Origin of the sequence: Prauserella salsuginis (assembly GCF_024648885.1) — a bacterium.
GTDB classification, from domain to species: Bacteria; Actinomycetota; Actinomycetes; order Mycobacteriales; family Pseudonocardiaceae; genus Prauserella; species Prauserella salsuginis.
This window is the reverse complement of the sequence record NZ_JANBBF010000008.1, coordinates 707062-730431: the sequence shown is the minus strand read 5'-3', so window position 1 is coordinate 730431 and position 23370 is coordinate 707062. Positions and strand designations below refer to the sequence as shown.

The following is a 23370-nucleotide window of genomic DNA, read 5'->3' as shown; positions in this document are numbered from 1 at the left end:
TTGTAGACAGGACCCCCGTTGTACCGGCGCCGCGACTACGGGGCTTCCGTGCGGTTCAGCGTGCCGTCCAACCGTAGCCACCGCGTTGCGCCGATGGCGCGCAGGAATTCCGTGTCGTGGCTGGTCACGATGAGTGCGCCCGGGTAGGAGGCGAGCTCCCGGGTGAGGTGGCGGACACTGCTCGCGTCCAGATCGGTGGTGGGTTCGTCCAGCAGCAGTAGCTGCGGTGCCGGTTCGGCGAGCAGGAGCTGCGCCAGGCTCGCGCGGAAACGCTCGCCGCCGGAGAGCTCGCCTGCGGGCAGGTCGGCGAGGTCACCGCGCAGCAGGAAGCGCGCTAGTCGGGCGCGGATGGCGTTCGCGGTCAATCCGGGAGCCGCGGCGGCGACGTTCTGTACGGCCGATGCGGTGTCGTCGAGGGTGTCGAGCCGCTGTGGCAGGAGCCGGGCCGGCACCGGTGCGGTGACGGTGCCGGCCCGAGGAGTCAGGTCGCCGACGACGGTGTGCAGCAGGGTGCTCTTGCCCGCCCCGTTCGGCCCGACGAGCGCGATCCGTTCCGGTCCGTGGACGTTCAGGTTCACCATCGGGCCGTTGCGGAGTTCCACATCGGTCAGTCGCAGTACGTGGCGTCCGGCCGGCACCGCGGCAGTGGGCAGATCGACCCGGATCTCCTTGTCGGACCGCACGGCGTGTTCGGCCTGCTCGAGTCGTTGTCTGGCCTGTGCCAGCTTGTCGGAGCGCATCGCACGGTGCTTGCCTGCGGCGATCTCGGCATCCTCCTGGCGCTTACGCATCCGCACCTTCGGTTCGCGTTTCGTGTCCCACTGTTTCCTGCCGTAGCGAACTCTGCGGGCGAGGGTGACCTGCCCCGTCACGAGTTCCCGGCGCTGCCGTTCCACATCGGATTCGGCGGCGCGGACCATGCGTTCGGCCGCCTGCTGATGCGCCGCGACGACTGCCTCGTGATGGTCGAGGTCGCCGCCGTAGAAGGTCAGCGATCGGTCGCGAAGTTCCGCGATGCGATCGACCTCGCCGAGGATCTCGCGGTCGTGCGAGACGACCACGATCGCTCCTTTCCAGGTGCGGACGAATTCGGTGACGAGCGTGCGTGCGCGTGCGTCGAGGTTGTTGGTCGGTTCGTCGAGCAGTAGTACGTCCGGCTGGTGGAGGAACTGGGCGCCGAGCCCGAGCAGCACTGCCTCGCCTGCCGACAGGTCACCGATGTGCCGGCCGGTGTCGAGGTGTGCGAGACCGAGACGGTCGAGCGTGGCCCGGGTGCGTTCCGCGATGTCCCACCGGTCACCGACGACCGCGAAATGGTGCTCGTCGGTATCGCCGCGTTCGATCGCGGCGATGGCGGAGGTGATGTCGGCGGTGCCGAGTACGTCGGCCACGGTGCTGTCGGTGTCGAGCGTCAGGTTCTGCGACAGATGGCCGAGGCGGCCGGTCACGGTGACCGAGCCCGAGGTCGGTGTCAAGTCGCCGGTGATGAGTCGGAGCAGCGTGGACTTGCCTGAGCCGTTGAGCCCGACGAGGCCGGTGCGCCCCGGACCGAAGACGGCGGTCAGCCGATCGAGGACGACCTCGCCGTCGGGCCAGGCGAACGAGAGGTCGGTGCAGATGACGGAGGTGGACATGAGGAAGGCTCCCCGCTGTACGTGGACGACGGACAACGTGGCGATACGCGAGCAGTTCGCGGTATCTCGGAGAACCTCAGCGGACCAACGTCTCACTCCGTTCGGCGGCGGCAACTGGCGACGACGCTAGACCGCCGCGCCGGGTGGGGCAACGGATTTACGGGGCACGGAGGCCTCAGGTGAGGATGACGACGGCACCGGATGTCGGCGACCGGCCACCGGCGCCCTGCATTCCGGGTGCCGGTGGCCGGCCTGTGGGTGCGGGGCCGGTGCTCACTTGGCGTCGGCGTAGGAATCGACGACGGCGGCCGGCATCGGGAACCGCACCGGGCAGGCGGGGCCGAACACGAGGCGGGTCGTCTCGTCGACCGCCTCACTGAGACAGGTGACGACGGTGTCGGCGAGCTCGGCGGGGGTGTGCACGAGCACCTCGTCGTGCACGAAGAACACCAGCCCAGCCGGTTCGGGCAGGCGGCGGCGCAGCGTGGCGAGCAGTACCGCCGTCCAGTCGGCCGCACTGGCCTGGACGGCGAAGTTCCGGGTGAACCTGCCCCAGTCCCGGGAGGCCCGCCGCGCGGTGTCCTCGGCGCCGTCGCCTCCGGTGAGCTCGCGCCATGCCTCCGACGGCGGCGGCGACGTGCGGCCCAGCCGGGAGCGGACGGTCCCGCCGCGTTCGCCCTCCGCCGCTGCGTTTTCCACATAGGACACTGCGGCCGGGAAACGGCGCCGCAGCAGGGCGAGCGTGGCCGCGGCCTCCCCCGCGGTTCCGCCGTACATCGCCGACAGCATCGCGATCTTGGCGTTCGGCCGGTGTTCGGCCGCCGCACCGGGATGCAGCTCGGCCGCCAGGCTCGTGTACAGGTCCTCCGACCGGGACACCTCGGCCAGTCGGCGGTCGCCGGACAACGCCGCCAGAATCCGTGGTTCGAGCTGCGCGGCATCGGCCACCACGAGCTTCCATCCCTCGTCGGCGGTCACACACCCGCGCAGCACCCGGGGGATCTGCAACGCCGCACCGCCTCGGCTCGCCCACCGGCCCGACACGACGCCGCCGACGACGTAGACCGGGCGGAACCGGTCGCCCCGCACCCACTGGTCCAGCCACGCCCACCCGTGCGCGGCGTGAAGCCGCGCCAGCTCCTTGTATTCGAGCAGCGGGGCCACCGCGGGGTGGTCGATCCGCCGCAGCACGTGGGCCCGCGCCGACGGCACGGCGAGCCCCGCCCTGCCGAACGCACGCACGATGCTCTCCGGATGATCGGGATTGACCGGCCTGCCGAACGCCTCGTCGATGCGCTGCGCCAACGCCGCGAGCGCAGGTGGCCGCGAACCGGCCGGGACCCGTGGTCCGAGCAGCTCGGTCAACAACGCCTCGTGACGATCGCTGCGCCACGGCAGCCCGTCGGCCGACATCTCCACGGCCGCGAGCGCGCTGGCCGACTCGGCGGCCACCAGCAGCCGGAGCCGGCCCGACGGGTCCAGCCGGTCCAGCCGGACCCGCTGGTCGGCCAGCACGACCTCGGCGGCATCGGCCGGGTCGAGGCCGGGCGGCAGTCCCGAGCTCTGCGGGTCGAACAGCGCAGGCTGCTCATCGGGCGCGGCCACGTGCTCCGTCTCCACCGGCGGGGCGAGCCCTCGCACCCGCGCGTACGCGGCCGCGAGGGACCGTGACCGGTCGTGCGCGCCCGCGAACGCCAGCAACAGTCCTTCGACGAGCGCGAGATCGTGACAGCGCCGCAACCGGACCCCGCAGCCGACCAGCGCGGGGTAGTCGCGCTCCACCGACGGCAGCACCCACCTGGGCCGGCGTGGTTCCAGCCGCGCGGCGACTGCCGCCACCGCTTCGGCCGACAGTGCGGTGGCGACCACGGCACCCGTGCCGTCCCTGCGGAGCAGACCGCCCCCGACGAGCACACCGCTCCCAGAGACCGCACCGCTCCCAGAGACCGCACCGCTCCCAGAGACCGCACCGTCCCCGGCGAGGGCAGCGTTCCCGGCGAGGGCACCGTCCCCGGCGAGTGCGCAGTCCCGAGAGACTGCACCGACGCTGCGGACCTCGTCGTCGAGTACGGGCCCGTCCTCGGCGGTCAACTCGCCGTCCGGGATGCGCAGCGAGAAGCGGCCTGCGGAGTCCCGGGCGACGATCACATGCACGCCGCCGATTCTGCTCCCCGCCACCGACAGTCCGCTCCGCGGCCGGCGTCGTACCGTGAGTGCCTCCCCGTGCGTCGGCGATCCCGGTGCAGAGGTGATGTGGGTGAGACGTCCGTTACTCCACGGGAACGTTCACCGTGGCGAGGGTTGATCCGATTGCCCTACTACCCGGTAGGTTATGCCGGACGAGCCCGAGGAGGTGCGCGGATGAAGACGCCGCCGGCGGTATCAGAGCTGGTCACGCGTGTGACGGAGAAGGCGCGCAGTGTCGGAGTCATGTGGCGGGCCGGCCTGCTGCCCTTTCCCCGCCTGGACGAGGGTGTGCGTTCGCTCGTCCTGACGAGCACGTACGGCCCGATCGCCGGTGCGGTCCGTATCGCCGCGCGCCGGAACCCGGCCGACATCGGCCTCGTCGACGAACGCGGCCCGCTGACCTTCGACGAACTCGAGCGCAAGTCGAACGCGCTCGCCCGCGCGTGGGCCGACCGCGGCGTGGGTCCGGGCGCGAGCATCGCCGCGCTGTGCCGGGACCACCGGGGTCTGGTGCTGACCATGCTCGCGGCCAACAAGCTGGGTGCGGCGCTGCTGCTGATGAACACCGGCTTCGCGCGTCCCCAGCTGACCGACGTCGCCGCCCGGGAGAAGGTGCGGGTGCTGGTCTACGACGAGGAGTTCGGCGAGCTGCTCGGCGGCATCGAGAACGTGGACCGCTACCTCGGCTGGGTCGACGACCCGGCTGCGACCGGCGGCGTCACCACCGTCGACGAGCTGATCGACGGCACCGACGACACGGCTCCCGAAGCGCCGCCGAAGCCGGGTGGGCTCGTGCTGCTCACCAGCGGCACCACCGGAACCCCGAAGGGGGCGCCGCGGCCGAAGATCTCCGGGCTCGACTCGGCACAGTTCCTCGACCGCATCCCACTGCGGGTCGGCGAGGCGACCTACATGGGCGCCCCGCTGTTCCACGGCACGGGCATCTCCCAGTTCATCCTGTCGCTCGCGTTGGGGAACACGGTCGTGGTGCGGCGCAAGTTCGATCCGGAGGAGGCGCTGCGCGGGGTCTCGCGGTACGACTGCACGGCTCTCGTACTGGTGCCGACCATGCTGCAGCGGATCATCGACCTGGGCCCCGAGAGCATCGGCAAGTACGACACCTCGAGCCTGCGGATCATCTTCCTGGCCGGCTCGGCGCTGCCTCCGGACATCGGCAACCGTGCCACGGAGGTCTTCGGCCCCGTGATCCACAACCTGTACGGCTCGACCGAGGTCGCGGTCGCGGCAGTGGCCACGCCCGAGGACTGGGCCAAGGCACCGGGGACGGTCGGCAGGCCGCCGGTCGGCTGCCGGGTGGCGCTCTACGACGAGCGGGGCACCCGGATCACCGACCCGCACGTCACCGGCCGGGTCTTCGTCGGCAGCGGGCTGGCGTTCGAGGGCTACACCGACGGCCGCAACAAGGAGATCATCGACGGCCTGCTTGCCAGCGGCGACGTCGGCCACTTCGATGAGGACGGGCTGCTGTTCATCGACGGCCGGGACGACGAGATGATCGTCTCCGGCGGGGAGAACGTGTATCCCATCGAGGTCGAGAACCTGCTCGTCGAGCATCCCGAGATTCTCGAGGCGGGGGTCGTGGGCGTGCCCGACGAGGAGTTCGGCCAGCGACTCAAGGCGGTCGTGGCGAGGGGCGAAGGGTCCACACTGGATGCCGACGCGGTGCGTTCGTTCGTCAAGGACAACCTCGCCCGCTACAAGGTGCCGCGGGATGTGGAGTTCGTGGAGGCGCTGCCTCGGAACGCGACCGGGAAACTGTTGCGCGACAAGCTCGGCTGAGCATCCACCGCTGTCACGGCGCCGGAATCCGCGGGATTCCGGCGCCGTTTCGCGTTCGGCCGCCCACGGTCCGGTTCGGATTTCTCCGGCTCCGGGGCAATCGAGGAGTACGGGTACCGACGGAAGTTCCCGTCGAAATCGGACGACGGCGGCGAAATCGGATATGTGGTGCGGTATCCGGCAATCTGGTGCGACCGACGTCGCCTGCGGCGATCACACTCGGCGGGCCACGCTCGGTGATCGGACCGACGAAAGTCGCTACAGCCAGCCGATCCCGAAGACTCCGGGGCCGAAATCCACGGCGACGGCGTGTGCGCGCCCCAGGTCGTCGAGTGTGACGTCCTGGGACTCGGCCGTGCCGCCGTGGTTGCGGTAGGAATACCGCCAGCACTGCTCGGGCGGATGTGCCTGCTCGAAATCGACTTCGAGCAGGTATTCGGGGATGGGTTCCCAGAATTCCCGGAAATGCGCCTTCCGGGTGTCGGGACACGGATCGTGCCGATAGGACAGCGAGTATTCGACGAGATGCGTCTCGCCGGTGTCGATCGCGTTGCTGAAGATCAGCTCCGCGAGGGTGAGGTTCGTGGTGGGGTCGGCTTCGATGCGGCCCACCGAGCAGTTCCGTAACGCCGTGAGTTCCGGGGCTTCGTCGTCGTCCGAGCCGTCCTGTCGGTAGGCCAGCAACCAGCGGTCCTGGCCGTCGGCGCGGGCGCGGAAGACGGCCTTGGCCGTCACGGTGCTGTGTGCACCTTCCCCGGGCAGGTCGCCCTCGGTGACCACGCAGTGGTCGTGCAGTCCGACGAGCGACACGTCGCGTGCATCGTCGAGGCTGAGGCGCCGTGAGCGGTCATCGAGTCTGCGCCGGGACGTGCTGCCGCGCGGCCGGGGCGGGGGCAGCAGGCCGAGCAGGGTGCCGGTCGGTACGTCCAGAATCTCTTCGAGCGTGCGCACCGCGGAGATCGAACTCTGGCGTTCCGGTTGTCGTTTTCCGGATTGCCAATAGCTCAGCGCGGTGACGCTGATCGTGATGCCGTGATCCTGAAGTCGTGCCTGAATGCGGTCCAGACCGAGTCCGCTCGTGGCGATGGCGGAGCGCAGGGCCGCCGAGAACGCGGTGCCACTCACGTGCCGGATCGCCTCCCGATGCCGCACCGATAACGATATGGACAACGCTAGCAGGATCCTGTAACGCGTCAGTGGTTGACTGCACATAGTGACATTTAGACCATTCGGACTATCGCTCATTACGGTGTTCAGTCCACAACTGGTAACTGTGAATCATTGCCACTGGGCTTACCGCGCCGCTTGCATGAGTCGCGAACCTGCCGGGATAACGGAAGGAATCCGAATGGGTAACTCTCGCAAGCTGAGGCGGAGCCTGAACGTGGGCGTCGTGGCGGCCGGTGTGACCGGACTGGTCGCGGCCGGCCTGGGGTCCGCCGCTGCGGCGCCGGAGGGGCAGATCCTCTCGGCGAACACGCCCAACGCGGTCGACGGCAGCTACATCGTCGTCCTCGAGGACGGGACGAAGACGGCTTCGGTGTCGACGATGGCCACGCAGCTGGCCGGTGAGTACGGCACGAACGTGTCGAAGACCTACGACACCGTGCTGAACGGCTTCACCGTCAAGGCCGACGAGGCGGAGGCGAAGCGGCTGGCGGCCGACCCGTCCGTCGACTACGTCGTGCAGAACCAGCGGGTGCACGCGACCGAGACGCAGTCGCCGACCCCGTCGTGGGGTCTGGACCGCATCGACCAGGCGCAGCTGCCGCTGGACGACTCGTACACCTACAACACGCCGGCCGACAACGTCACCACGTACGTCATCGACACCGGTGTGGACGCCAGCCATGAGGACTTCGGCGACCGCGTGCAGCCCGGCAAGGACTTCATCGACAACGACGATGACGCCGACGACGAGCAGGGCCACGGCACGCACGTAGCCGGCACGGTCGCCGGCACCGAGTACGGCGTCGCCAAGGGTGCGAACATCGTGCCGGTGCGCGTGCTGGACGCGAACGGCTCGGGCACGACCGACGGCGTGATCTCCGGCGTCGAGTGGGTCGCCGAGAACGCCTCGGGTCCGGCCGTGGCCAACATGAGCCTCGGCGGCACCCCTGACGAGGCTCTCGACACCGCGGTGCAGGGTGCGATCGACGCCGGCGTGACGTTCGCCGTCGCCGCGGGCAACGAGAGCTCCGATGCGAGCGGCAGCTCGCCGGCGCGGGTCGAGGACGCCATCACGGTGGCGGCCTCGGGCGAGCAGGACGAGCAGGCCGACTTCTCCAACTACGGCGAGGTCGTCGACATCTACGCCCCGGGCGTGGACATCGTGTCGGCCCAGATGGGCGGCGGTGAGACGGCCCTGTCCGGCACGTCGATGGCCGCTCCGCACGTGGCCGGTGCCGCGGCGCTGTACCTGGCCGACAACCCGGAGGCCACCCCGGCCGAGGTGTCCGAGGCGCTGACGACGTCGGCGACGCCGGACGTCATCACCAACCCGACCGGCGCCACGCCGAACCTCCTGCTCAACACAGTGCAGCAGTGATCGGCTGTTGAGTGAAGCCCGCGGCAGCGGGCGGACTGCACCGGTGGCCCGGCGCCCGACGGCGCCGGGCCACCGGTCGTCGTGCACCTGGCCTTGTCCGCTGCGGGAGTGTGTTGTCACCGACACTCCGCACGCGGCGGCGGGCATGGCAGAGTTCGGCGCATGACCACCCGGAAGAGGATCCTGATCACCGGCGCCAGCTCGGGTCTCGGCGAGGGCATGGCCCGGCGGTTCGCCGCCGCGGGCCGGGACCTGGCGCTGTGCGCACGCCGCACCGACCGGCTGGACGGTTTGGCAGCGGAACTGACCGAACGGCACCCCGGAATCCGCGTGGCGGTGGCCGGTCTCGACGTGAACGCCCACGACGACGTGTTCACCGTGTTCCGATCGATGGCCGACGAGCTCGGCGGACTGGACCGGGTCATCGTCAACGCCGGTCTCGGCAAGGGACAGTCGATCGGCACCGGGTACTTCGCCGCGAACCGCCAGACGATCGAGACCAATCTGGTGGCAGCCCTGGCGCAGTGCGAGGCCGCGATGGAACTGTTCCGGGAGCAGAACGCCGGCCACCTCGTCGTGGTGTCGTCGTTCAGTGCGATCCGCGGCATGCCGCGCAACATGACGGCCTACGGCGCGTCGAAGGCCGGTGCGGCGGCGCTCGCCGACGGCATCAGGGCCGACGTGTACGGATCCCCGATCCGGGTCAGCACCGTGCTGCCGGGCTTCATCGAATCGGAGATGACCTCGCGCTCCGGTGGGCGCACCCCGCTGGTCGCCGGAGCGGACCGCGGTGCCGACGCGATGGTGAAGGCCGTCGAATCCGAGCGCGCCACCGCGTACGTGCCGTCGTGGCCCTGGACGCCGCTGTCGGTGTTGCTCAAGGCGCTACCGGTCGGTGTGTTCCGGAAGCTCGTCTGATGGGCGCGATCCACCTGGTGCGGCACGGACAGGCGTCGTTCGGGGCAGCCGATTACGACAAGCTGTCCGACCTGGGCCGCGAGCAGGCCGGGTTGGTGGGCGTCGAGCTGGCGCGCAGGCAGGTGCGGGTCGACCACGCGTGGTGCGGTTCGCTGTCCCGGCAGCGGGACACCGCGGAGCTGGCCCTGGCCGAGTGTGCGCCCGGCGTCACGGTGACCGAGGACCCGCGCTGGAACGAGTACGCCGACGGCGACGTCCTCGGCGCGCACGGTGACGGCAGGCCGCAGGACGCGCAGGATCCGCGGAGTTTCCAGCGCGTGCTGGAGGCGGCGCTCGCGGCGTGGGCGGCCGCGGGAACGCAAAGTGATGCGGCCGAGACGTGGACCGCGTTCCGCGACCGCGTCGAGGCAGCCGTCACCGAGGTGGCCGGCGCGCTCGGCAAAGGTGAGCAGGCCGTCGTGTTCACCTCGGGCGGTGTGATCGCGACGCTGTGCGGGCTGTTGCTCGGCACTCCGGAGACCCACTTGGTGCCGCTGAGCCGCGTCGCGGTGAACGCCGGGATCAGCAAGCTCGCCACCGGCCGCTCGGGCCTGACGCTCGTGTCGTTCAACGAACACGGCCACTTCGACGGCCCGACCGCCGACCACGTGACCTACCGCTAGTCGGACGAACAAATGCCGTTAGTGCGCCGGATTCGGTGCGATCACCTGTCCGATTCGGACGGTTGCGCAGGGGAGGGCGGGGCGATTCGTGCCCGCAGGCGCCGGAGGACTGCGTTCCCGTGGGTGGTGTGGTTCCCGTGACGGCACCGTTCCCGTGGACGCGGTCGTGGTGAGGGCGGTCCGTCCGGGTCCCGGCGGGCGCCGGAGCTGTATCGCACGGGTGTGATCGGTGGTTCGACCGGCCGTCCCGGCTGGTGTAACGGCCACCGCGATGACGCGCGGCCCGCCGCCGATGTCCGCCGTCGCCGCCCGTGTCCCGGGGTGATCGGGCGCCCCGTTCCTGGTCTCGAACCTTCCGGTGCTCATTCCCGGGGCCGCGTGCGATCTCGGTCGGCTCGGCGCCTTGACATCTCCCAGAGCCGCGGCTCAAAGTTACGGATAGCGAAAGTTTTAGTCCGTAATGCGAGAAGAGGAGTCGATGACGCTCGAGGAGTTCAACAGCCTCGCCGTCGCTGAGGCGGTGGAGGCGCTCCGGCCGTGCCTCGACGTCGACCGCTGGATCCACGCGGTGGCCGACGGGCGTCCCTACACCGACGTCGAGTCCTGCGTGGCCGCGGCGCGGCAGGTCGCGCACCCGCTGCGGCCCGCGGAGATCGAGGCCGCTCTGGCCCATCATCCGAGGATCGGGGAGCGGTCGAAGGGCGGCTCGGCCGAGGCCCGCCACTCCCGCCGGGAGCAGGCGGGACTCGGGGAGGCCGACGCCGACGTCGAACAGCGTCTGGCCGCGGGTAACGCCGCCTACGAGGAGCGCTTCGGGCGGGTCTTCCTCATCCGCGCCGCAGGCCGGAGTCACCGCGAGATCCTCGACGAACTCGAACGCCGGCTGGAGCAGGATCCCGACGACGAGCTCGCCGAGACCGGTGAGCAGCTCGAGCAGATCGCCGCCCTGCGACTGGAGGGACTTCTCCGATGAGCTTCATCACCGCCCACGTGCTCGACTCCACCAGCGGCACACCCGCCGCCGGCGTCGACGTCGAGCTGTACGCCGCCGACGGCGCGCGTATCGCCGCAGCTCGGACCGACCAGGACGGTCGCGTCTCCGAACTCGGCCCACAGACCCTGGAGTCCGGCGACTACCGGATCACCTTCCGGACGGGTTCCTATTTCGCCGCACGGGGGCAGGCGCACTTCCACCCGTCGGTGACCGTGGACTTCACGGTGCAGCCGGGGGAGAAGCACTACCACATCCCGCTGCTGCTGAGTCCGTTCGCCTATTCCACGTATCGCGGCAGCTGACCCAGGAGTCGGCGGGACGGTGCGGATCGGGCACGAGGGAGCACTCGGCCACGCGGCGTTCCCCGGCGGCTGGCGCGGGACATCCTTCGAGAACAGGAGCACGCGATGAGCGCTGTGAAGCTCACGAGCAACCAGTACGGCAAGGCCGAGAACCACGTGGTCCGGGTGTACCGGGACACCCCGCGCCACGAACTGCGGGATCTGAACGTCACCTCGCAACTGCACGGCGACTTCGAGGCGGCGCACACCGAAGGCGACAACGGGCACGTGGTCGCCACCGACACCCAGAAGAACACGGTCTTCGCCAAGGCCAAGGAGGAGGGTGTCGACTCGCCCGAGCGGTTCCTGCTGACCCTGGCGGGCCACTTCACCGCCTCCTTCGACTGGGTCACCGGCGGTCGCTGGTCCGCCGAGGAGTACGGCTGGTCGCGGATCGACGGCCACGACCACTCGTTCTTCCGCTCCGAGCCGGAGGTGCGCACCGCCGTGCTGGTGCGCGACGGCGCCGACGATCAGCTGGTCGCCGGCTTCTACGGGCTCACGGTGCTCAAGACGACGGAGTCGGGATTCGTGGGCTATCCGAAGGACAAGTACACGACGCTGGGCGAGACGGAGGACCGGATCCTGGCCACCGACATCTCGACCCGCTGGCGATACAACACCACTGACGTGGACTTCGACGCGGTCTACCGGCAGGTGCGCGGCATCATCCTGTCGACGTTCACCGACCACTACTCCAAGGCGCTGCAGCACACGCTGTACCAGATGGGTCAGAACGTGATCGACGCCGTCGACGAGATCGAGGAGATCCGTTTCTCCTGCCCGAACAAGCACCACTTCGTCTCGGACCTCTCGCCGTTCGGGCTGGAGAACCCCAACGAGGTGTTCTACGCCGCCGACCGGCCCTACGGCCTGATCGAGGCGACCATCGCGCGCGAGGAGGCGACCGAACGGCCGGATGTCTGGGCCGTCGTCAACGGCTTCTGCTGAGCCGGCGCGACTCGTCGCCCGGCCGCGTTGCCTCCTCGGCGCGCGTCCGGGCGACGGCCAGGCCGCCGGTGGGGCGATGCACTGCCGGGTGACGGGCCGGTGGGGCGATGCGTCGCCGGGGTGATGAACTGTCGGGGTGATGGGCCGGTGGGCGATGTGCGTGTCGGCGGAGCCGGCTGGTCATGCCTGCGCGAGGGCCTCGGAGATCTGCTCGGCGCAGCGCTGCAGTAGCGGGACGGCGCGATCGGCGAAGTCCTCGCCCACACGGCTGGTGGGACCCGAGACGGAGATCGCCAGCGGCGTCGGCGCGTTCGGCACCGCCGTGGCGTAGCAGCGCACTCCGAGCTCCTGCTCCTGCTCGTCGACGGAGTAGCCCCGCTCGCGGATGCGGTCGAGCTCCTCCTCCAGTTCTTCGAGCGAACGGATGCTGTGATCGGTGTGCGGCGGCAGGCCGGCGGTGTTGATGATCTGGCGGACCTGCTCGATGGGCAGCTGCGCGAGGATCGCCTTGCCCGCGCCGGTGTCGTGGGTGTGGGCGCGGCGGCCCACCTCGGTGAACATGCGCATCTGGTGCGGCGACGGGACCTGGTCGACGTAGACGACCATGTCGCCGTCGAGGGTGGCGACGTTGGCGCTCTCGCCGAGCTGATCGACCAGCGTGCGCAGATGCGGCCGGATGAGCGCGCCCAGCTGACGTCCGGCGAGTTCGCCCAGGCGTGCCAGCTCCGGGCCCAGGGCGTAGCCCCGGTCGGGTAGCTGCCGCACCACACCGATGCCGAGTAGCGTCTTCAGCAGGCGGTGGATCGTGGGAATCGGCAGGTCGACGGCCGCGGCCAGCTCGCTGAGTGTGGTGCGGCCACCGGAGGCGGCGATCACCGAGAGCAGGTCGAAGACGCGCTCGACGGATTGGACTCCGCCGCGCGTCGGCCGGTCGGCAGGGGTGCTGCTGACCATGGCGTCGGCGTCCTCCTCGAGGTCGGGAGTGGGCGCGGCGGGCTCCACCGGCACTCTAGATCGACTCTGGTGTGTCCGACTCTATCCGGTATCGGCCTCCGAGCCCCGACGGGGCGTTGCGGTGCGGCCGGATTCGCGCTGTGGGGTGGGCGGCGAGAGCCATCTAAGTTACCGTATCGCGGAGAGTATAGTTCGCATTGCGGAAAACCCTCCGGTGTTGAACCTCCCTGTGGAACGATGATCACTGTTGATCGGAAAGGCCCACTCCATGACACAGCCGAGCCCCGGACACTCCATCACGCTGCGGGTGGCGACACCCGCCGGACCGTCGTCGGCCACCGATCTGGTGGCGGCGGTCGCGGATGCCGGCGCGGCGCTGACCGCCTTCGACGTCGTCGAAGCCGCTCAGAACGAGCTGCTCGTCGACATCACCTGCGACACCCTCGGCGCCGAGCATGCCGCAGAGGTGGCCTCCGTCCTCTCCGCACTCGAGGGCGTGACGGTGAAGAAGTCCTCGGACCGCACGTTCCTGGTCCACCTCGGCGGCAAGCTGGAATCGACGCCGAAGGCGCCGATCCGCACCCGCGACGACCTCTCCCGCGCCTACACCCCGGGCGTCGCGCGCGTCTGCCGCGCCATCGCGGCCAACCCCGCCGACGCCCGCCGGCTCACCATCAAGCGCAACACCGTCGCCGTCGTCACCGACGGCTCCGCGGTGCTGGGACTCGGTGACATCGGCCCCGAGGCCTCCATGCCCGTCATGGAGGGCAAGGCCGTGCTCTTCAAAGAGTTCGCCGGCGTCGACGCCTGGCCGGTACCCCTCAACGCCCGCGACACCGAGCAGATCATCACGATCTGCAAGGCTCTCGCCCCGGCCTACGGCGGCATCAACCTGGAGGACATCGCCGCGCCCCGCTGCTTCGAGATCGAAGCCCGGCTGCGCGAGGAACTCGACATCCCGGTGTTCCACGACGACCAGCACGGCACCGCCATCGTCACGTTGGCGGCCCTGAGGAACGCGCTGAAGGTCGTGACCAAGCGGCTCGACGACGTCCGCATCGTGATCTCCGGGGCCGGCGCGGCCGGCCACGCCATCGCGAAGCTGCTGCAGGCCGCCGGCGCGCGCGACATCGTCGTCTGCGGCCGCAGTGGTGTGCTCGACCCGCGGGCCGAGTACGCCGACGCCCACCGCGGCTGGCTGGCCACACACACCAACCCGGAGGGCGTCACCGGCACGCTGAAGGAAGCCGTGGTCGGCGCCGACGTGTTCATCGGTGTCTCCGCACCCGACCTGCTGGACGGCGCCGACATCGCGGCGATGGCCTCGGACGCGGTGGTCTTCGCGATGTCCAACCCGGACCCCGAGGTCGACCCCGCGGTGGCGGGCCGCACCGCCGCCGTCGTGGCCACCGGGCGCAGCGACTACCCGAACCAGATCAACAACGTGCTGGCCTTCCCCGGCTTCTTCCGCGGCCTGCTGGACGCGGGGGCCAGCGACATCACCGATGACATGCTGGTCGCCGCCGCCGAGGCGATCGCGGGGTGCATCTCCGGCGAGGCGCTGAATCCGCACCACATCATTCCCACGGTCTTCGAACACGGGGTGGCCGAGCGCGTCGCAGCCGCCGTCGCCGAGGCCGCGCGCCGGGACGCGGTCGCGGCACGGTCCGCCGCGAAGGTCGTCGAGGACCACGCCCCGGTCGTCGCCGAGGGGGCGAGTGCATGAGTGCGCCGAGTTTCCACGGCGTGCTCGGCGAGGAGCTCGCCGCGGACCTGGATACGCGTCTGGCCGGTGTCGACGCCGAACTGGCAGCCCGCCACGACGGGGTCGCCGCACCGCAGCCGGTCCACACCGTCTACGTCCCCGCCGACTCCTGGCACCCGGGCCTGCCCGGGGAATGGGGCGAGCGCGCCCTCACGGCCGTCGAGCGACACGGCGGTATGCAGGCGCTGGCCGAGCGTGTGCTGCGCGCCGCGGAACGGGAGCCCGGCCCGGTGCGCACCACCGGATCGGCGCCGGACTCACCGGCCGGTGCGGCAGCCCGCGAGCAGGCGGCCGCCGGGCTCGCCGAGGCGGTGACCGCCAAGCTGCACAGCGAGCCGATCGAAGACCTGCGACTGGACTTCGAGGACGGTTTCGGCGACCGGAGCGACGAGGAGGAGGACCACTGGGCCGCCGAGGCGGGCCGCCGCGTCGGCCGGACATCGGGAGCGCCGGCTCCTCGCCGGATCGGACTGCGGATCAAATGCTTCGAGGCCCCGGTACGCCGCCGCGCACTGCGCACCCTCGACCTGTTCGTGGCCCACGTGCTCGAGGCCGCAGGGACCTGGCCGCGCGGCCTGGTGATCACACTGCCGAAGGTCTCCACCCCAGAACAGGTCAGCGCCATGGTGCAGGTCTGCCGCACGCTCGAGCGGGCCCACGGCCTCGGCGACGGCGTCATCGGGTTCGAGATCCAGGTCGAGACGCCACGGTTGATCCTCGGGCCCGACGGGACGGTGCCGCTGGCCGCGGCCGTGCGGGCCGGCGAGGGCCGGGTCACCGGGCTGCACTACGGCACGTTCGACTACAGCGCCGCCGTCGGAGTGCCGGCGGCGCAGCAGGCGCCCGATCACCCGGTGGCCGACGTCGCCAAGCACCAGATGCTGTTGGCCGTCGCAGGCACCGGCGTCGAGATCTCCGACGGGTCGACCAACGTGCTGCCCCTCGGCGACGACGACGCCGTGCTGGCCGCCTGGGACCTGCACGCCGCGCTGGTGCGGCGGCAACTGCAGCACGGCATCCGGCAGGGTTGGGACATGCACCCGCACCACCTGCCCACGCGGCACCTGGCGACCTTCCACTTCTTCCGGCTCGGTTTCGGCCCGGCCGCCGCCCGGCTCCGCGCCTACGTCCGCCGCGAGCACGGCGCGGTGCTCGACGAACCGGCGACCGCGATGGCCCTCGCAGGCCACATCCGCCGCGGACTCGACTGCGGCGCACTCGCCGTCGCCGACCTGGAGTGCTCGGTCGGCATCGACCGGGAGGAGCTGGAACACCTCACGCGCACCGGACGGACGAGGATGCCCGGCTGAGCACATTCGGTTCCCTGACCGTCGTCCCTTCGAGGAAGGAGCCCCTGTGGCAGACCATCGAGACGCACCGGAGCGGCCCGCGGCCACGACCGGCTACTACGCCCCGCACGGCGGCCACCCGCCGCAGACCGACCTGCTCACCGACCGGGCGCGGGTCACCGAGGCATACACGGTGATCCCGCGTGGGGTGCTGCGCGACATCGTCACCACCGTGCTGCCGGAATGGCGCGACACCCGGGCGTGGGTGCTCCACCGGCCGGTCGCCGGGGGAGCGGTGACCTTCTCGCAGACCATCCTCGAGATCTCCCCGGGCGGCGGTTCCGACGATCCCGAGCCGCAGCCGGAGGTCGAAGGTCTGCTCTTCGTCATGGAGGGCGAGCTGGACCTGACCCTCGACGGCGCCGCGCATCGTCTCGGCCCCGGCGGATACGCCTTCGTGCCGCCTGCGGCGGCGTGGACGCTGCACGCCGCCGGCGAGCAGCCGGCCCGGCTGCACTGGTTGCGCAAACGGCACCAGCCGCTGCCGGGCAGGCGGCCCGGCCCCGTCGTCGGGCGGGAACAGGACATCGAGCCCAGCCCGATGCCGGGCACGGAGGGGCGGTGGCGCACCACGCGGCTGCTCGATCCGCAGGACGTCGCCTACGACATGCACGTCAACATCGTCACCTTCGAGCCCGGCGCGGTGATTCCCTTCTCCGAGACGCACGAGATGGAGCACGGGCTGTACGTGTTGCAGGGCAAGGCCGTCTACCGGCTCAACGAGGACTGGGTGGAGGTCCAGGAGGGGGATTTCCTCTCGCTGCGCGCCTTCTGCCCGCAGGCCTGCTACGCCGGTGGCCCCGGTCCCTTCCGTTACCTGCTCTACAAGGACGTCAACCGGCAAGTGATGCTGTGAGCGCGACGGCAGGCTGACCACCGCGTCGTTCCGCCGGCAGCTGCCGGTTTCTTCGCCGGTTCGTCGCGGCGGTCTGCGGCGCCCGGGCCGAGGTTTCGCACATCGGCCCGGGCGCCGTCGTGTCCGGACCGTCGTTCGTGGACAGCCGCTCCCCGGGCAGCCGGTTTGGGGAGGGCCGGTGGGCCGACGGTTCCGGGGGTCCGTGGGTTGCCCGGACCGTGTCGCGTGCGCCGGCGTAACGGCAGCGGGGACGACGGCTGCCGCCGTGTCTCGAAGCCGCGGCGTGCAACCCGCAACAGGCGCACACCCCGAACCCGCAACACGAGCCCCGACATCCGCAACACGGCCCCCGGAAAGCGCGACACGGCCGCCGGAAAGCGCAACACGATGGCGGGGCCGAGGTGCGTGCTGCACCTCGGCCCCGGATGTTCGTCGCCGCCCCGTGCCGTACCCGCGTCCGGCAGGCCGGTGTGCGGCCGGTTCAGTCCTGGCGTTCGGCCGTGCCGTGGACCTGGGGCTCGCGCCGGGGCCGGGGCGGCTCCTGCGCGGCGCCTGTCTCGTCGGTGCGTCCGGTGCCGCCGCCGTCGGGTCCCGCATCCGACGGGTCGTCTCCGTCGGGGGCGACCACCTCGGGAATCTGGCTGGTGTCGGTGATCTCGCCGCACTCGATCTTCGCGCGGACCTCCTCGAGCTTGTCGTCGGGCACCAGCGGGACCTCCTCGCCGTCGCAGTCGACGAACCGCCCGTCGACGAACACGTCGCCTTCGCGCAGGTCCCGCAGATCCGACGGGGAGAGCACCCGCACCGGTTTGGCGGCGAACACCGACGGGTTGCGGGAATTGCCGGCGGTGAGCTCGTTGAACAACAGGTTCAGCAGCACCGCCATGATGGCCGCCGACGAGATGCCGGAGTGGAAGATCGTCTGGAACCACTCGGGGAAGTGGTGGTAAAAGTCCTCCTTCACCACCGGGATCATCGCGAACGCCAGCGAGGTCGACACGATGATGAGGTTCATGTTGCCGTCGTAGGACACGCTGCGCAGGTTCCGGATGCCGGACCCGGTCACCGTGCCGAACAGGACGACGCCGGCCCCGCCGAGCACCGGCATCGGGATCGCCGAGATGACCTGGCCGAAGATCGGCAGCAGCCCCAGCACGATCATGATGACACCACTGCTGGCGACCACGAAGCGGCTCTTGACCCCGGTCAGGGCCACGAGGCCGACGTTCTGGGCGAAGGCGGACTGGGTGAAGGAACCGAACAGCGGGGCCGCGGCCGAGGAGAGCATGTCGGCGCGCAGACCGTTGGCGATCCGGCGGCGGTCGACCGACGTGCCGATGATCTCGCCGACCGCGATGATGTCGGCGGCGGTCTCGGTCTTGATCACCAGGATGACGATGGTCATCGAGATGATCGAGGCGATGTCGAATTCCGGCACGCCGAAGGCCAGGAACTCCGGTGCGGCGACCGGCGAGCCGGAGCCCACCTCGCTGAAATCGGTCAGCCCGAGCAGTGCGCCGACGAGGGTTCCGCCGACGAGACCCAGCAAAATGGACAGTCGCGACAGCGTCGCCGAGCCGACCTTGCTCAGCAGCAGGATGATCACGAGCGTCAGGAACGCCAGGCCGATGTTGGCCAGCGAACCGTAGTCGTCGGACTCGGAGTCACCGCCCATCGCCCAGTCCGCGGCCACCGGTACCAGCGTCAGGCCGATGGCGGTGATGACCACTCCGGTGACCACCGGTGGGAAGAACCGGATGATACGGGCGAAGAACGGCGCCACCACGAAACCCAGGATGCTGGCCGCGACGATGGAGCCCGCCACCGTGGACAGGTCGTTGCCGGGTCCGGCGAGGATCGCCACCATCGTCGCGACCGACGCGAAGGACACGCCCTGCACCAGGGGCAGTTTGGAGCCGAGGAACGGTAGTCCCACGCTCTGCAGCACCGTGGCCAGGCCGCCGATGAACAGGCTCGCGGTGACGAGCACCGCCGTGCGGTCGGCACTCAGCCCGGCGGCCCCGCCGACGATCAGGGGGACGGCGATCAGCCCGCCGTACATCGTGAGCACGTGCTGCAACCCGAACGTGGCGAGCTTGCCGAGGGGCAGCCGTTCATCCTCCGGGCGCTCCGGGGAGGGCGGGTTCGCCTGCCGCGGCTGCGCGTCTCGGGAGGTCTTCTTGCTCATCGTTGAGCACCTTTCTGAGGTGTCGTGCCTACCGCCGCCCGGGTCGTACGGCATCGATGGGGCTCGCGGCGGCGCGGGCGCCGGAGGCCGTGGGGCGGCGGTCTTGCACGGTCGAAGCTTGAACTCCGCGATGCGATATTGGCATTCCGTATGGTGATTCAGTCACCTGCTCGCGGTCAACAGGCGATGCGCCGACGCCTTGCGAGCTCAGCGATGAGCGACCGGCGTGACGGCGGCCGCGCTTCTGATGTGAATCGGATCGTCCCTGTTCGCGGCGGGTTCCACGGCGACTTCAGGCTGGCCGCGCCGCCGGTCCGGAATGTCTCAGGGGGTGTCGGTCATCCGTCCGTCGTCCGGGGTCGACCGGAGTGGGGTGGTTGACCGCGCTTCGGCCCCCGCCCTATGCTTTTTTCATCTTACGGAGTCAAACTTCCACAATGTGGAGTTTTCCGCATTTGGATGTCCGACTCAGGTGTCCCACCGAGATCCCCACAGGAGGCCCTCATGGCATCGCGCATGAACGTCACCTCACCCGAGAGCTACATCGTCAACTGCTCGACACTGCTGACCGAGCATGCGGTCGTCGATCGCGCCGCGGCGGCTGCCCGTGCCGGCTTCACCCGCGTCGAGTTCTGGTGGCCGTTCGACGGCGAGCCCCACCCCTCCGACGCCGACGTCGACGCCTTCGTCGATTCGCTCTCCGCCGCCGGGGTTTCCTTGGCAGGCCTGAACTTCTGGGCCGGCAACATGGCGGGCGGTGACCGCGGCATGGTCGCGGTGGCGGGCCACCGCGCCGAATTCGCCGACAACGCCGCCCTCGCCGCCGAGATCGGCCGTCGCACCGGCTGCACGGCGTTCAACGCCCTGTACGGGCTGCGTCAGGGCGACCAGGAGCCGCAGGCCCAGGACGAGCTCGCCGTCGAGAACCTGATCACCGCCGCCCAGGCGGTGGCGCCCATCGGCGGCACCGTCCTCGTCGAGCCGGTGTCCGGCGCGGAGGCCTACCCGCTGAAGACCGCCGCCGACGCCCTCGCCGTCGTCGAGAAGGTCCACCGAGCGGGGGCGACCAACGTCGCGCTGCTGGCGGACTTCTTCCACATGGCCGTCAACGGCGACGACGTCGCCGCGGTCATCGAGCAGCACGCGCCGCAGTTCGGTCACGTGCAGATCGCCGACTCCCCGGGCCGCGGCGCGCCGGGCACCGGTGACCTGCCGCTGCAGGAGTGGATCGACCTCGCCTACGCCCGCGGCTACACCGGCTCCGTGGCGTTGGAATACAAGCAGGAGCAGGACACCGCGTTCGACTGGCTCCGGCAGCCCGCCGGTAGCTCGCTGGGCTGATCACCGGCCCGCGCGGACGCGCATACATCGCACCACCCGCCCCGCGCCGGGGGAGGCCGGCGTGGGGGACACACGTCGAGAGGACACCGAACTCATGAGCAAGAACATCGCCGTCATCGGACTGGGCATCATGGGCCTGCCGATGGCCAAGAACCTTGTCGGCGCCGGCTTCGCGGTGAGCGGCTACAACCGCTCCCCGGAGAAGGCGAAGGCGCTCGCCGCCGCGGGCGGCACCGCCGCCGGCTCGATCGCCGAGGCCGTCGCCGAGGCCGACGTCATCATCACCATGGTCCCGGACTCCCCGGACGTCGAGGCCGTGTTGACCGGTGACGACGGCATCCTCGCCAACGCCAGGGCGGGGACCACCTGGATCGACGCCTCCACGATCCGTCCGGACACGGCAATCGAGCTTGCCCGCCAGGCCCGCGAGGCCGGTCTCAAGCCGATCGACGCCCCGGTTTCCGGCGGCGAACAGGGCGCGATCGACGGCGTGCTGTCCATCATGGTCGGCGGCGAGCAGGCCGACTTCGACGCCATGGCCGAGGTCTTCGACGCCGTCGGCAAGACGATCGTGCGCGTCGGCCCCTCCGGCTCCGGGCAGACCGTCAAGGCCGCCAACCAGCTCATTGTCGCGGTGAACATCCAGGCGCTCGCCGAGGCCGTGGCCTTCCTCGAGGCGTACGGCGTGGACACCACGGCGGCGTTGCAGGTCCTCGGCGGTGGGCTGGCGGGTTCCAAGGTGCTCGACCAGAAGGGCCAGAAGATGCTCGACCGTTCCTTCGAGCCGGGCTTCCGGCTCCAGCTGCACCACAAGGACATGGGCATCGTCACCTCCGCCGCCCGCGAAGCCGGCGTCGCGACGCCGCTGGCCGCGTCCGTGGCCCAGCTGGTCGCCGCGACGGTCCAGCAGGGCAACGGCCACCTCGACCACTCAGGGCTGTTCACCCTCGTCGAGCAGCTCTCCAGCGGTTCAGGGGACTCCGGCAGCACGCGGAACGTCGCCTGACCGGCGGCGGATCCGTGGTCGTGTCCCAACCACCCAGCCACGATCCACATCCCAGCAGACGTCCCACAGAGAAGGAGGCGCGCGATGACACGCATGCGCGCAGTTGATGCGATAGCGCTCATCCTCGAGAAGGAGGGCGCTGTGGAGACCTTCGGGCTGCCCGGTGCGGCGATCAACCCGCTGTACTCGGCGATGAAGGCCCGCGGAGGGATCCGCCACACGCTGGCGCGCCATGTGGAGGGCGCCTCCCACATGGCCGACGGCTACACCCGCGCTGCCCCGGGCAACATCGGGGTCTGCATCGGGACGTCGGGCCCAGCGGGCACCGACATGATCACCGGCCTCTACGCCGCGCAGGCCGACTCGCAGCCCATCCTGTGCATCACGGGACAGGCGCCGGTGGCCGTGCTGGACAAGGAGGACTTCCAGGCGGTGGACATCGCCTCCATCGCGGCGCCGCTGACCAAGATGGCCAAGACGGTGCTGGAAGCCGCCCAGGTTCCCGGCACGTTCCAGAAGGCCTTCCAGCTGATGCGGTCCTCGCGGCCGGGGCCGGTGCTCATCGACCTGCCGCTGGACGTCCAGCAGACCGAGATCGAGTTCGACATCGACACCTACGAGCCGCTGCCGGTGATCACGCCGAGGGCCACCGAGGCCCAGGCGGAGAAGATCCTGGACATGCTCGCGGAGGCCGAGCGGCCGCTGATCGTCGCCGGCGGGGGCGTGCTGAACGCCGACGCGGCCGATGAGCTGGTCGAACTCGCCGAGCTGCTGGACATCCCGGTCTCGCCCACGCTGATGGGCTGGGGTGCCATCCCGGACGACCACCCGTTGATGGCGGGCATGGTCGGCATCCAGACCCACACCCGCTACGGCAACGCCACGTTCCTCGAATCCGACGTGGTGTTGGGTCTGGGCAACCGCTGGGCCAACCGGCACACCGGCGACCTGGAGACCTACCGGTCGGGACGGCGTTTCATCCACGTCGACATCGAGCCCACCCAGATCGGAAGGGTGTTCGCGCCCGACTACTCGGTGGTCTCGGACGCGGGAGCCGCGCTGGAGGCCCTGTTGACGGCCGCGCGCCGTCGAGCGGAGGGCGGCCGCGGGCTCGGCTTCGCCGACTGGGCGCGCCGGTGCGCCGCACGCAAGGGCACGCTGCAGCGCAAGACTCACTTCGAGGACGTGCCGATCAAGCCGCAGCGGGTCTACCAGGAGATGAACGCGGCCTTCGGGCGCGAGGTCACCTACGTGACCACCATCGGACTCAGCCAGATCGCCGGTGCGCAGATGCTGCACGCCTACCGGCCGCGGTCCTGGATCAACGCCGGCCAGGCAGGGCCGCTCGGATGGACCGGGCCCGCGGCGCTCGGGGTGGCCCGCGCCCTGCCGGACACGACCGTCGTCGCGCTCTCGGGCGACTACGACTTCCAGTTCATGGTCGAGGAGCTCGCCGTCGGTGCCCAGCACCGGATCCCGTACGTCCACGTCGTGGTCAACAATTCGTACCTGGGGCTGATCCGCCAGGCCCAGCGCGGCTTCGAGATGGACTACGAGGTCTCCCTCGCCTTCGACAACATCAACGCGACGGGGCGCAACGCCGGTTACGGCGTGGACCACGTCGCCGTCGCCGAGGGGCTCGGCTGCAAGGCCCTCCGCGTCGAGGACCCGGAGAAGATCCGCGGGGCCCTCGAGAAGGCGGTGAGCCAGGCCGAGGAGTACCGGGTGCCGGTGGTCGTGGAGGTGATCCTCGAGCGTGTCACCAACATCTCGATGGGCACCTCGTTGAGCGCCATCAACGAGTTCGAGCCGATGGCCGAGCGGCCGGAGGACGCGCCCACGGCGCTCACGGCGCTCGCCGTCTCGGAGTGACGCC

18 protein-coding genes are annotated in these 23370 nt (G+C 70.4%); 13 read left to right on the top strand and 5 right to left on the bottom strand.

Going from position 1 to position 23370, the window contains the following annotated elements; all coding sequences use genetic code 11:
• Positions 1-35: 35 nt before the first annotated feature.
• Entirely contained in the window at positions 36-1634 is a 1599-nt protein-coding gene (locus LY40_RS04850) for an ABC-F family ATP-binding cassette domain-containing protein (protein WP_258936048.1), read from the bottom strand.
• A 273-nt stretch (positions 1635-1907) separates the two neighbouring features.
• Complete coding sequence (locus tag LY40_RS04845; protein ID WP_372497702.1) at positions 1908-3503, bottom strand: bifunctional 3'-5' exonuclease/DNA polymerase; 1596 nt, start codon at positions 3501-3503, stop codon at positions 1908-1910.
• 492 nt (positions 3504-3995) lie between these two features.
• Here LY40_RS04845 and LY40_RS04840 point away from each other — a divergent pair, with 492 nt between their 5' ends.
• Complete coding sequence (locus tag LY40_RS04840; protein WP_258936046.1) at positions 3996-5621, top strand: acyl-CoA synthetase; 1626 nt, start codon at positions 3996-3998, stop codon at positions 5619-5621.
• Positions 5622-5879: 258 nt separating this feature from the next.
• Here LY40_RS04840 and LY40_RS04835 read toward each other — a convergent pair whose 3' ends face one another.
• Complete coding sequence (locus LY40_RS04835; protein ID WP_258936045.1) at positions 5880-6746, bottom strand: hypothetical protein; 867 nt, start codon at positions 6744-6746, stop codon at positions 5880-5882.
• Between the two features lie 223 nt (positions 6747-6969).
• Between LY40_RS04835 and LY40_RS04830 the strand changes: the two genes are divergently transcribed.
• From LY40_RS04830 to pucL, 6 genes are all read left to right on the top strand, one after another.
• The gene (locus LY40_RS04830; protein ID WP_258936044.1) at positions 6970-8169 is read left to right on the top strand and encodes a S8 family peptidase; all 1200 of its coding nucleotides are present in this window, start codon (positions 6970-6972) and stop codon (positions 8167-8169) included.
• A gap of 162 nt (positions 8170-8331) precedes the next feature.
• Positions 8332-9087 carry an SDR family oxidoreductase gene (locus LY40_RS04825; RefSeq protein WP_258936043.1) on the top strand — a complete coding sequence of 252 codons (756 nt, stop codon included), beginning with the start codon at positions 8332-8334 and terminating at the stop codon, positions 9085-9087.
• Positions 9087-9749, top strand: coding sequence for a histidine phosphatase family protein (locus tag LY40_RS04820; protein WP_258936042.1), 663 nt, complete (start codon positions 9087-9089; stop codon positions 9747-9749). Before LY40_RS04825 ends, LY40_RS04820 begins: the two co-directional genes overlap by 1 nt.
• 460 nt (positions 9750-10209) lie before the next feature.
• On the top strand, positions 10210-10722 hold the full coding sequence (gene uraD / locus LY40_RS04815; protein ID WP_228726586.1) for a 2-oxo-4-hydroxy-4-carboxy-5-ureidoimidazoline decarboxylase: 513 nt from the start codon (positions 10210-10212) through the stop codon (positions 10720-10722).
• Positions 10719-11045 carry a hydroxyisourate hydrolase gene (gene uraH / locus LY40_RS04810; RefSeq protein ID WP_183786656.1) on the top strand — a complete coding sequence of 109 codons (327 nt, stop codon included), beginning with the start codon at positions 10719-10721 and terminating at the stop codon, positions 11043-11045. Before uraD ends, uraH begins: the two co-directional genes overlap by 4 nt.
• A 105-nt stretch (positions 11046-11150) precedes the next feature.
• The gene (pucL, locus tag LY40_RS04805) at positions 11151-12035 is read left to right on the top strand and encodes a factor-independent urate hydroxylase (protein ID WP_183786655.1); all 885 of its coding nucleotides are present in this window, start codon (positions 11151-11153) and stop codon (positions 12033-12035) included.
• Between the two features lie 180 nt (positions 12036-12215).
• On the opposite strand, the gene LY40_RS04800 is transcribed toward pucL, so the two are convergent.
• Entirely contained in the window at positions 12216-13043 is an 828-nt protein-coding gene (locus LY40_RS04800; RefSeq protein ID WP_308216667.1) for an IclR family transcriptional regulator, read from the bottom strand.
• A gap of 214 nt (positions 13044-13257) precedes the next feature.
• Here LY40_RS04800 and LY40_RS04795 point away from each other — a divergent pair, with 214 nt between their 5' ends.
• From LY40_RS04795 to LY40_RS04785, 3 genes are read left to right on the top strand one after another with little or no spacing between them, the layout of a single operon-like run.
• The gene (locus tag LY40_RS04795; RefSeq protein ID WP_183786654.1) at positions 13258-14715 is read left to right on the top strand and encodes an NAD(P)-dependent malic enzyme; all 1458 of its coding nucleotides are present in this window, start codon (positions 13258-13260) and stop codon (positions 14713-14715) included.
• Positions 14712-16064 carry a DUF6986 family protein gene (locus LY40_RS04790; protein ID WP_183786653.1) on the top strand — a complete coding sequence of 451 codons (1353 nt, stop codon included), beginning with the start codon at positions 14712-14714 and terminating at the stop codon, positions 16062-16064. Before LY40_RS04795 ends, LY40_RS04790 begins: the two co-directional genes overlap by 4 nt.
• A 46-nt stretch (positions 16065-16110) precedes the next feature.
• Positions 16111-16959: a bifunctional allantoicase/(S)-ureidoglycine aminohydrolase gene (locus tag LY40_RS04785; RefSeq protein WP_183786652.1), complete on the top strand. Its 849-nt coding sequence runs from the start codon at positions 16111-16113 to the stop codon at positions 16957-16959.
• A 481-nt stretch (positions 16960-17440) separates the two neighbouring features.
• Here LY40_RS04785 and LY40_RS04780 read toward each other — a convergent pair whose 3' ends face one another.
• Entirely contained in the window at positions 17441-19147 is a 1707-nt protein-coding gene (locus LY40_RS04780) for a nucleobase:cation symporter-2 family protein (RefSeq protein ID WP_258936041.1), read from the bottom strand.
• A 504-nt stretch (positions 19148-19651) separates the two neighbouring features.
• Here LY40_RS04780 and LY40_RS04775 point away from each other — a divergent pair.
• The 3 genes from LY40_RS04775 (at position 19652) to gcl (ending at position 23366) form a co-directional block, all read left to right on the top strand.
• The gene (locus LY40_RS04775; RefSeq protein WP_258936040.1) at positions 19652-20488 is read left to right on the top strand and encodes a hydroxypyruvate isomerase family protein; all 837 of its coding nucleotides are present in this window, start codon (positions 19652-19654) and stop codon (positions 20486-20488) included.
• A 61-nt stretch (positions 20489-20549) separates the two neighbouring features.
• Positions 20550-21494, top strand: coding sequence for a 2-hydroxy-3-oxopropionate reductase (locus tag LY40_RS04770; protein ID WP_258936039.1), 945 nt, complete (start codon positions 20550-20552; stop codon positions 21492-21494).
• A gap of 84 nt (positions 21495-21578) precedes the next feature.
• On the top strand, positions 21579-23366 hold the full coding sequence (gene gcl / locus LY40_RS04765) for a glyoxylate carboligase (protein WP_183786649.1): 1788 nt from the start codon (positions 21579-21581) through the stop codon (positions 23364-23366).
• The last annotated feature ends 4 nt before the right edge of the window (positions 23367-23370 follow it).

What these genes read in the sequence shown, in the direction of transcription:
- LY40_RS04790 (WP_183786653.1), top strand. Translation starts at nt 14,712, where the DNA reads ATGAGTGCGCCGAGTTTCCACGGCGTGCTCGGCGAGGAGCTCGCCGCG.
- pucL (WP_183786655.1), top strand. Translation starts at nt 11,151, where the DNA reads ATGAGCGCTGTGAAGCTCACGAGCAACCAGTACGGCAAGGCCGAGAAC.
- LY40_RS04775 (WP_258936040.1), top strand. Translation starts at nt 19,652, where the DNA reads ATGGCATCGCGCATGAACGTCACCTCACCCGAGAGCTACATCGTCAAC.
- uraD (WP_228726586.1), top strand. Translation starts at nt 10,210, where the DNA reads ATGCGAGAAGAGGAGTCGATGACGCTCGAGGAGTTCAACAGCCTCGCC.
- LY40_RS04780 (WP_258936041.1), bottom strand. Translation starts at nt 19,147, where the DNA reads ATGAGCAAGAAGACCTCCCGAGACGCGCAGCCGCGGCAGGCGAACCCG.
- LY40_RS04850 (WP_258936048.1), bottom strand. Translation starts at nt 1,634, where the DNA reads ATGTCCACCTCCGTCATCTGCACCGACCTCTCGTTCGCCTGGCCCGAC.
- LY40_RS04840 (WP_258936046.1), top strand. Translation starts at nt 3,996, where the DNA reads ATGAAGACGCCGCCGGCGGTATCAGAGCTGGTCACGCGTGTGACGGAG.
- LY40_RS04825 (WP_258936043.1), top strand. Translation starts at nt 8,332, where the DNA reads ATGACCACCCGGAAGAGGATCCTGATCACCGGCGCCAGCTCGGGTCTC.
- uraH (WP_183786656.1), top strand. Translation starts at nt 10,719, where the DNA reads ATGAGCTTCATCACCGCCCACGTGCTCGACTCCACCAGCGGCACACCC.
- gcl (WP_183786649.1), top strand. Translation starts at nt 21,579, where the DNA reads ATGACACGCATGCGCGCAGTTGATGCGATAGCGCTCATCCTCGAGAAG.
- LY40_RS04830 (WP_258936044.1), top strand. Translation starts at nt 6,970, where the DNA reads ATGGGTAACTCTCGCAAGCTGAGGCGGAGCCTGAACGTGGGCGTCGTG.
- LY40_RS04795 (WP_183786654.1), top strand. Translation starts at nt 13,258, where the DNA reads ATGACACAGCCGAGCCCCGGACACTCCATCACGCTGCGGGTGGCGACA.
- LY40_RS04820 (WP_258936042.1), top strand. Translation starts at nt 9,087, where the DNA reads ATGGGCGCGATCCACCTGGTGCGGCACGGACAGGCGTCGTTCGGGGCA.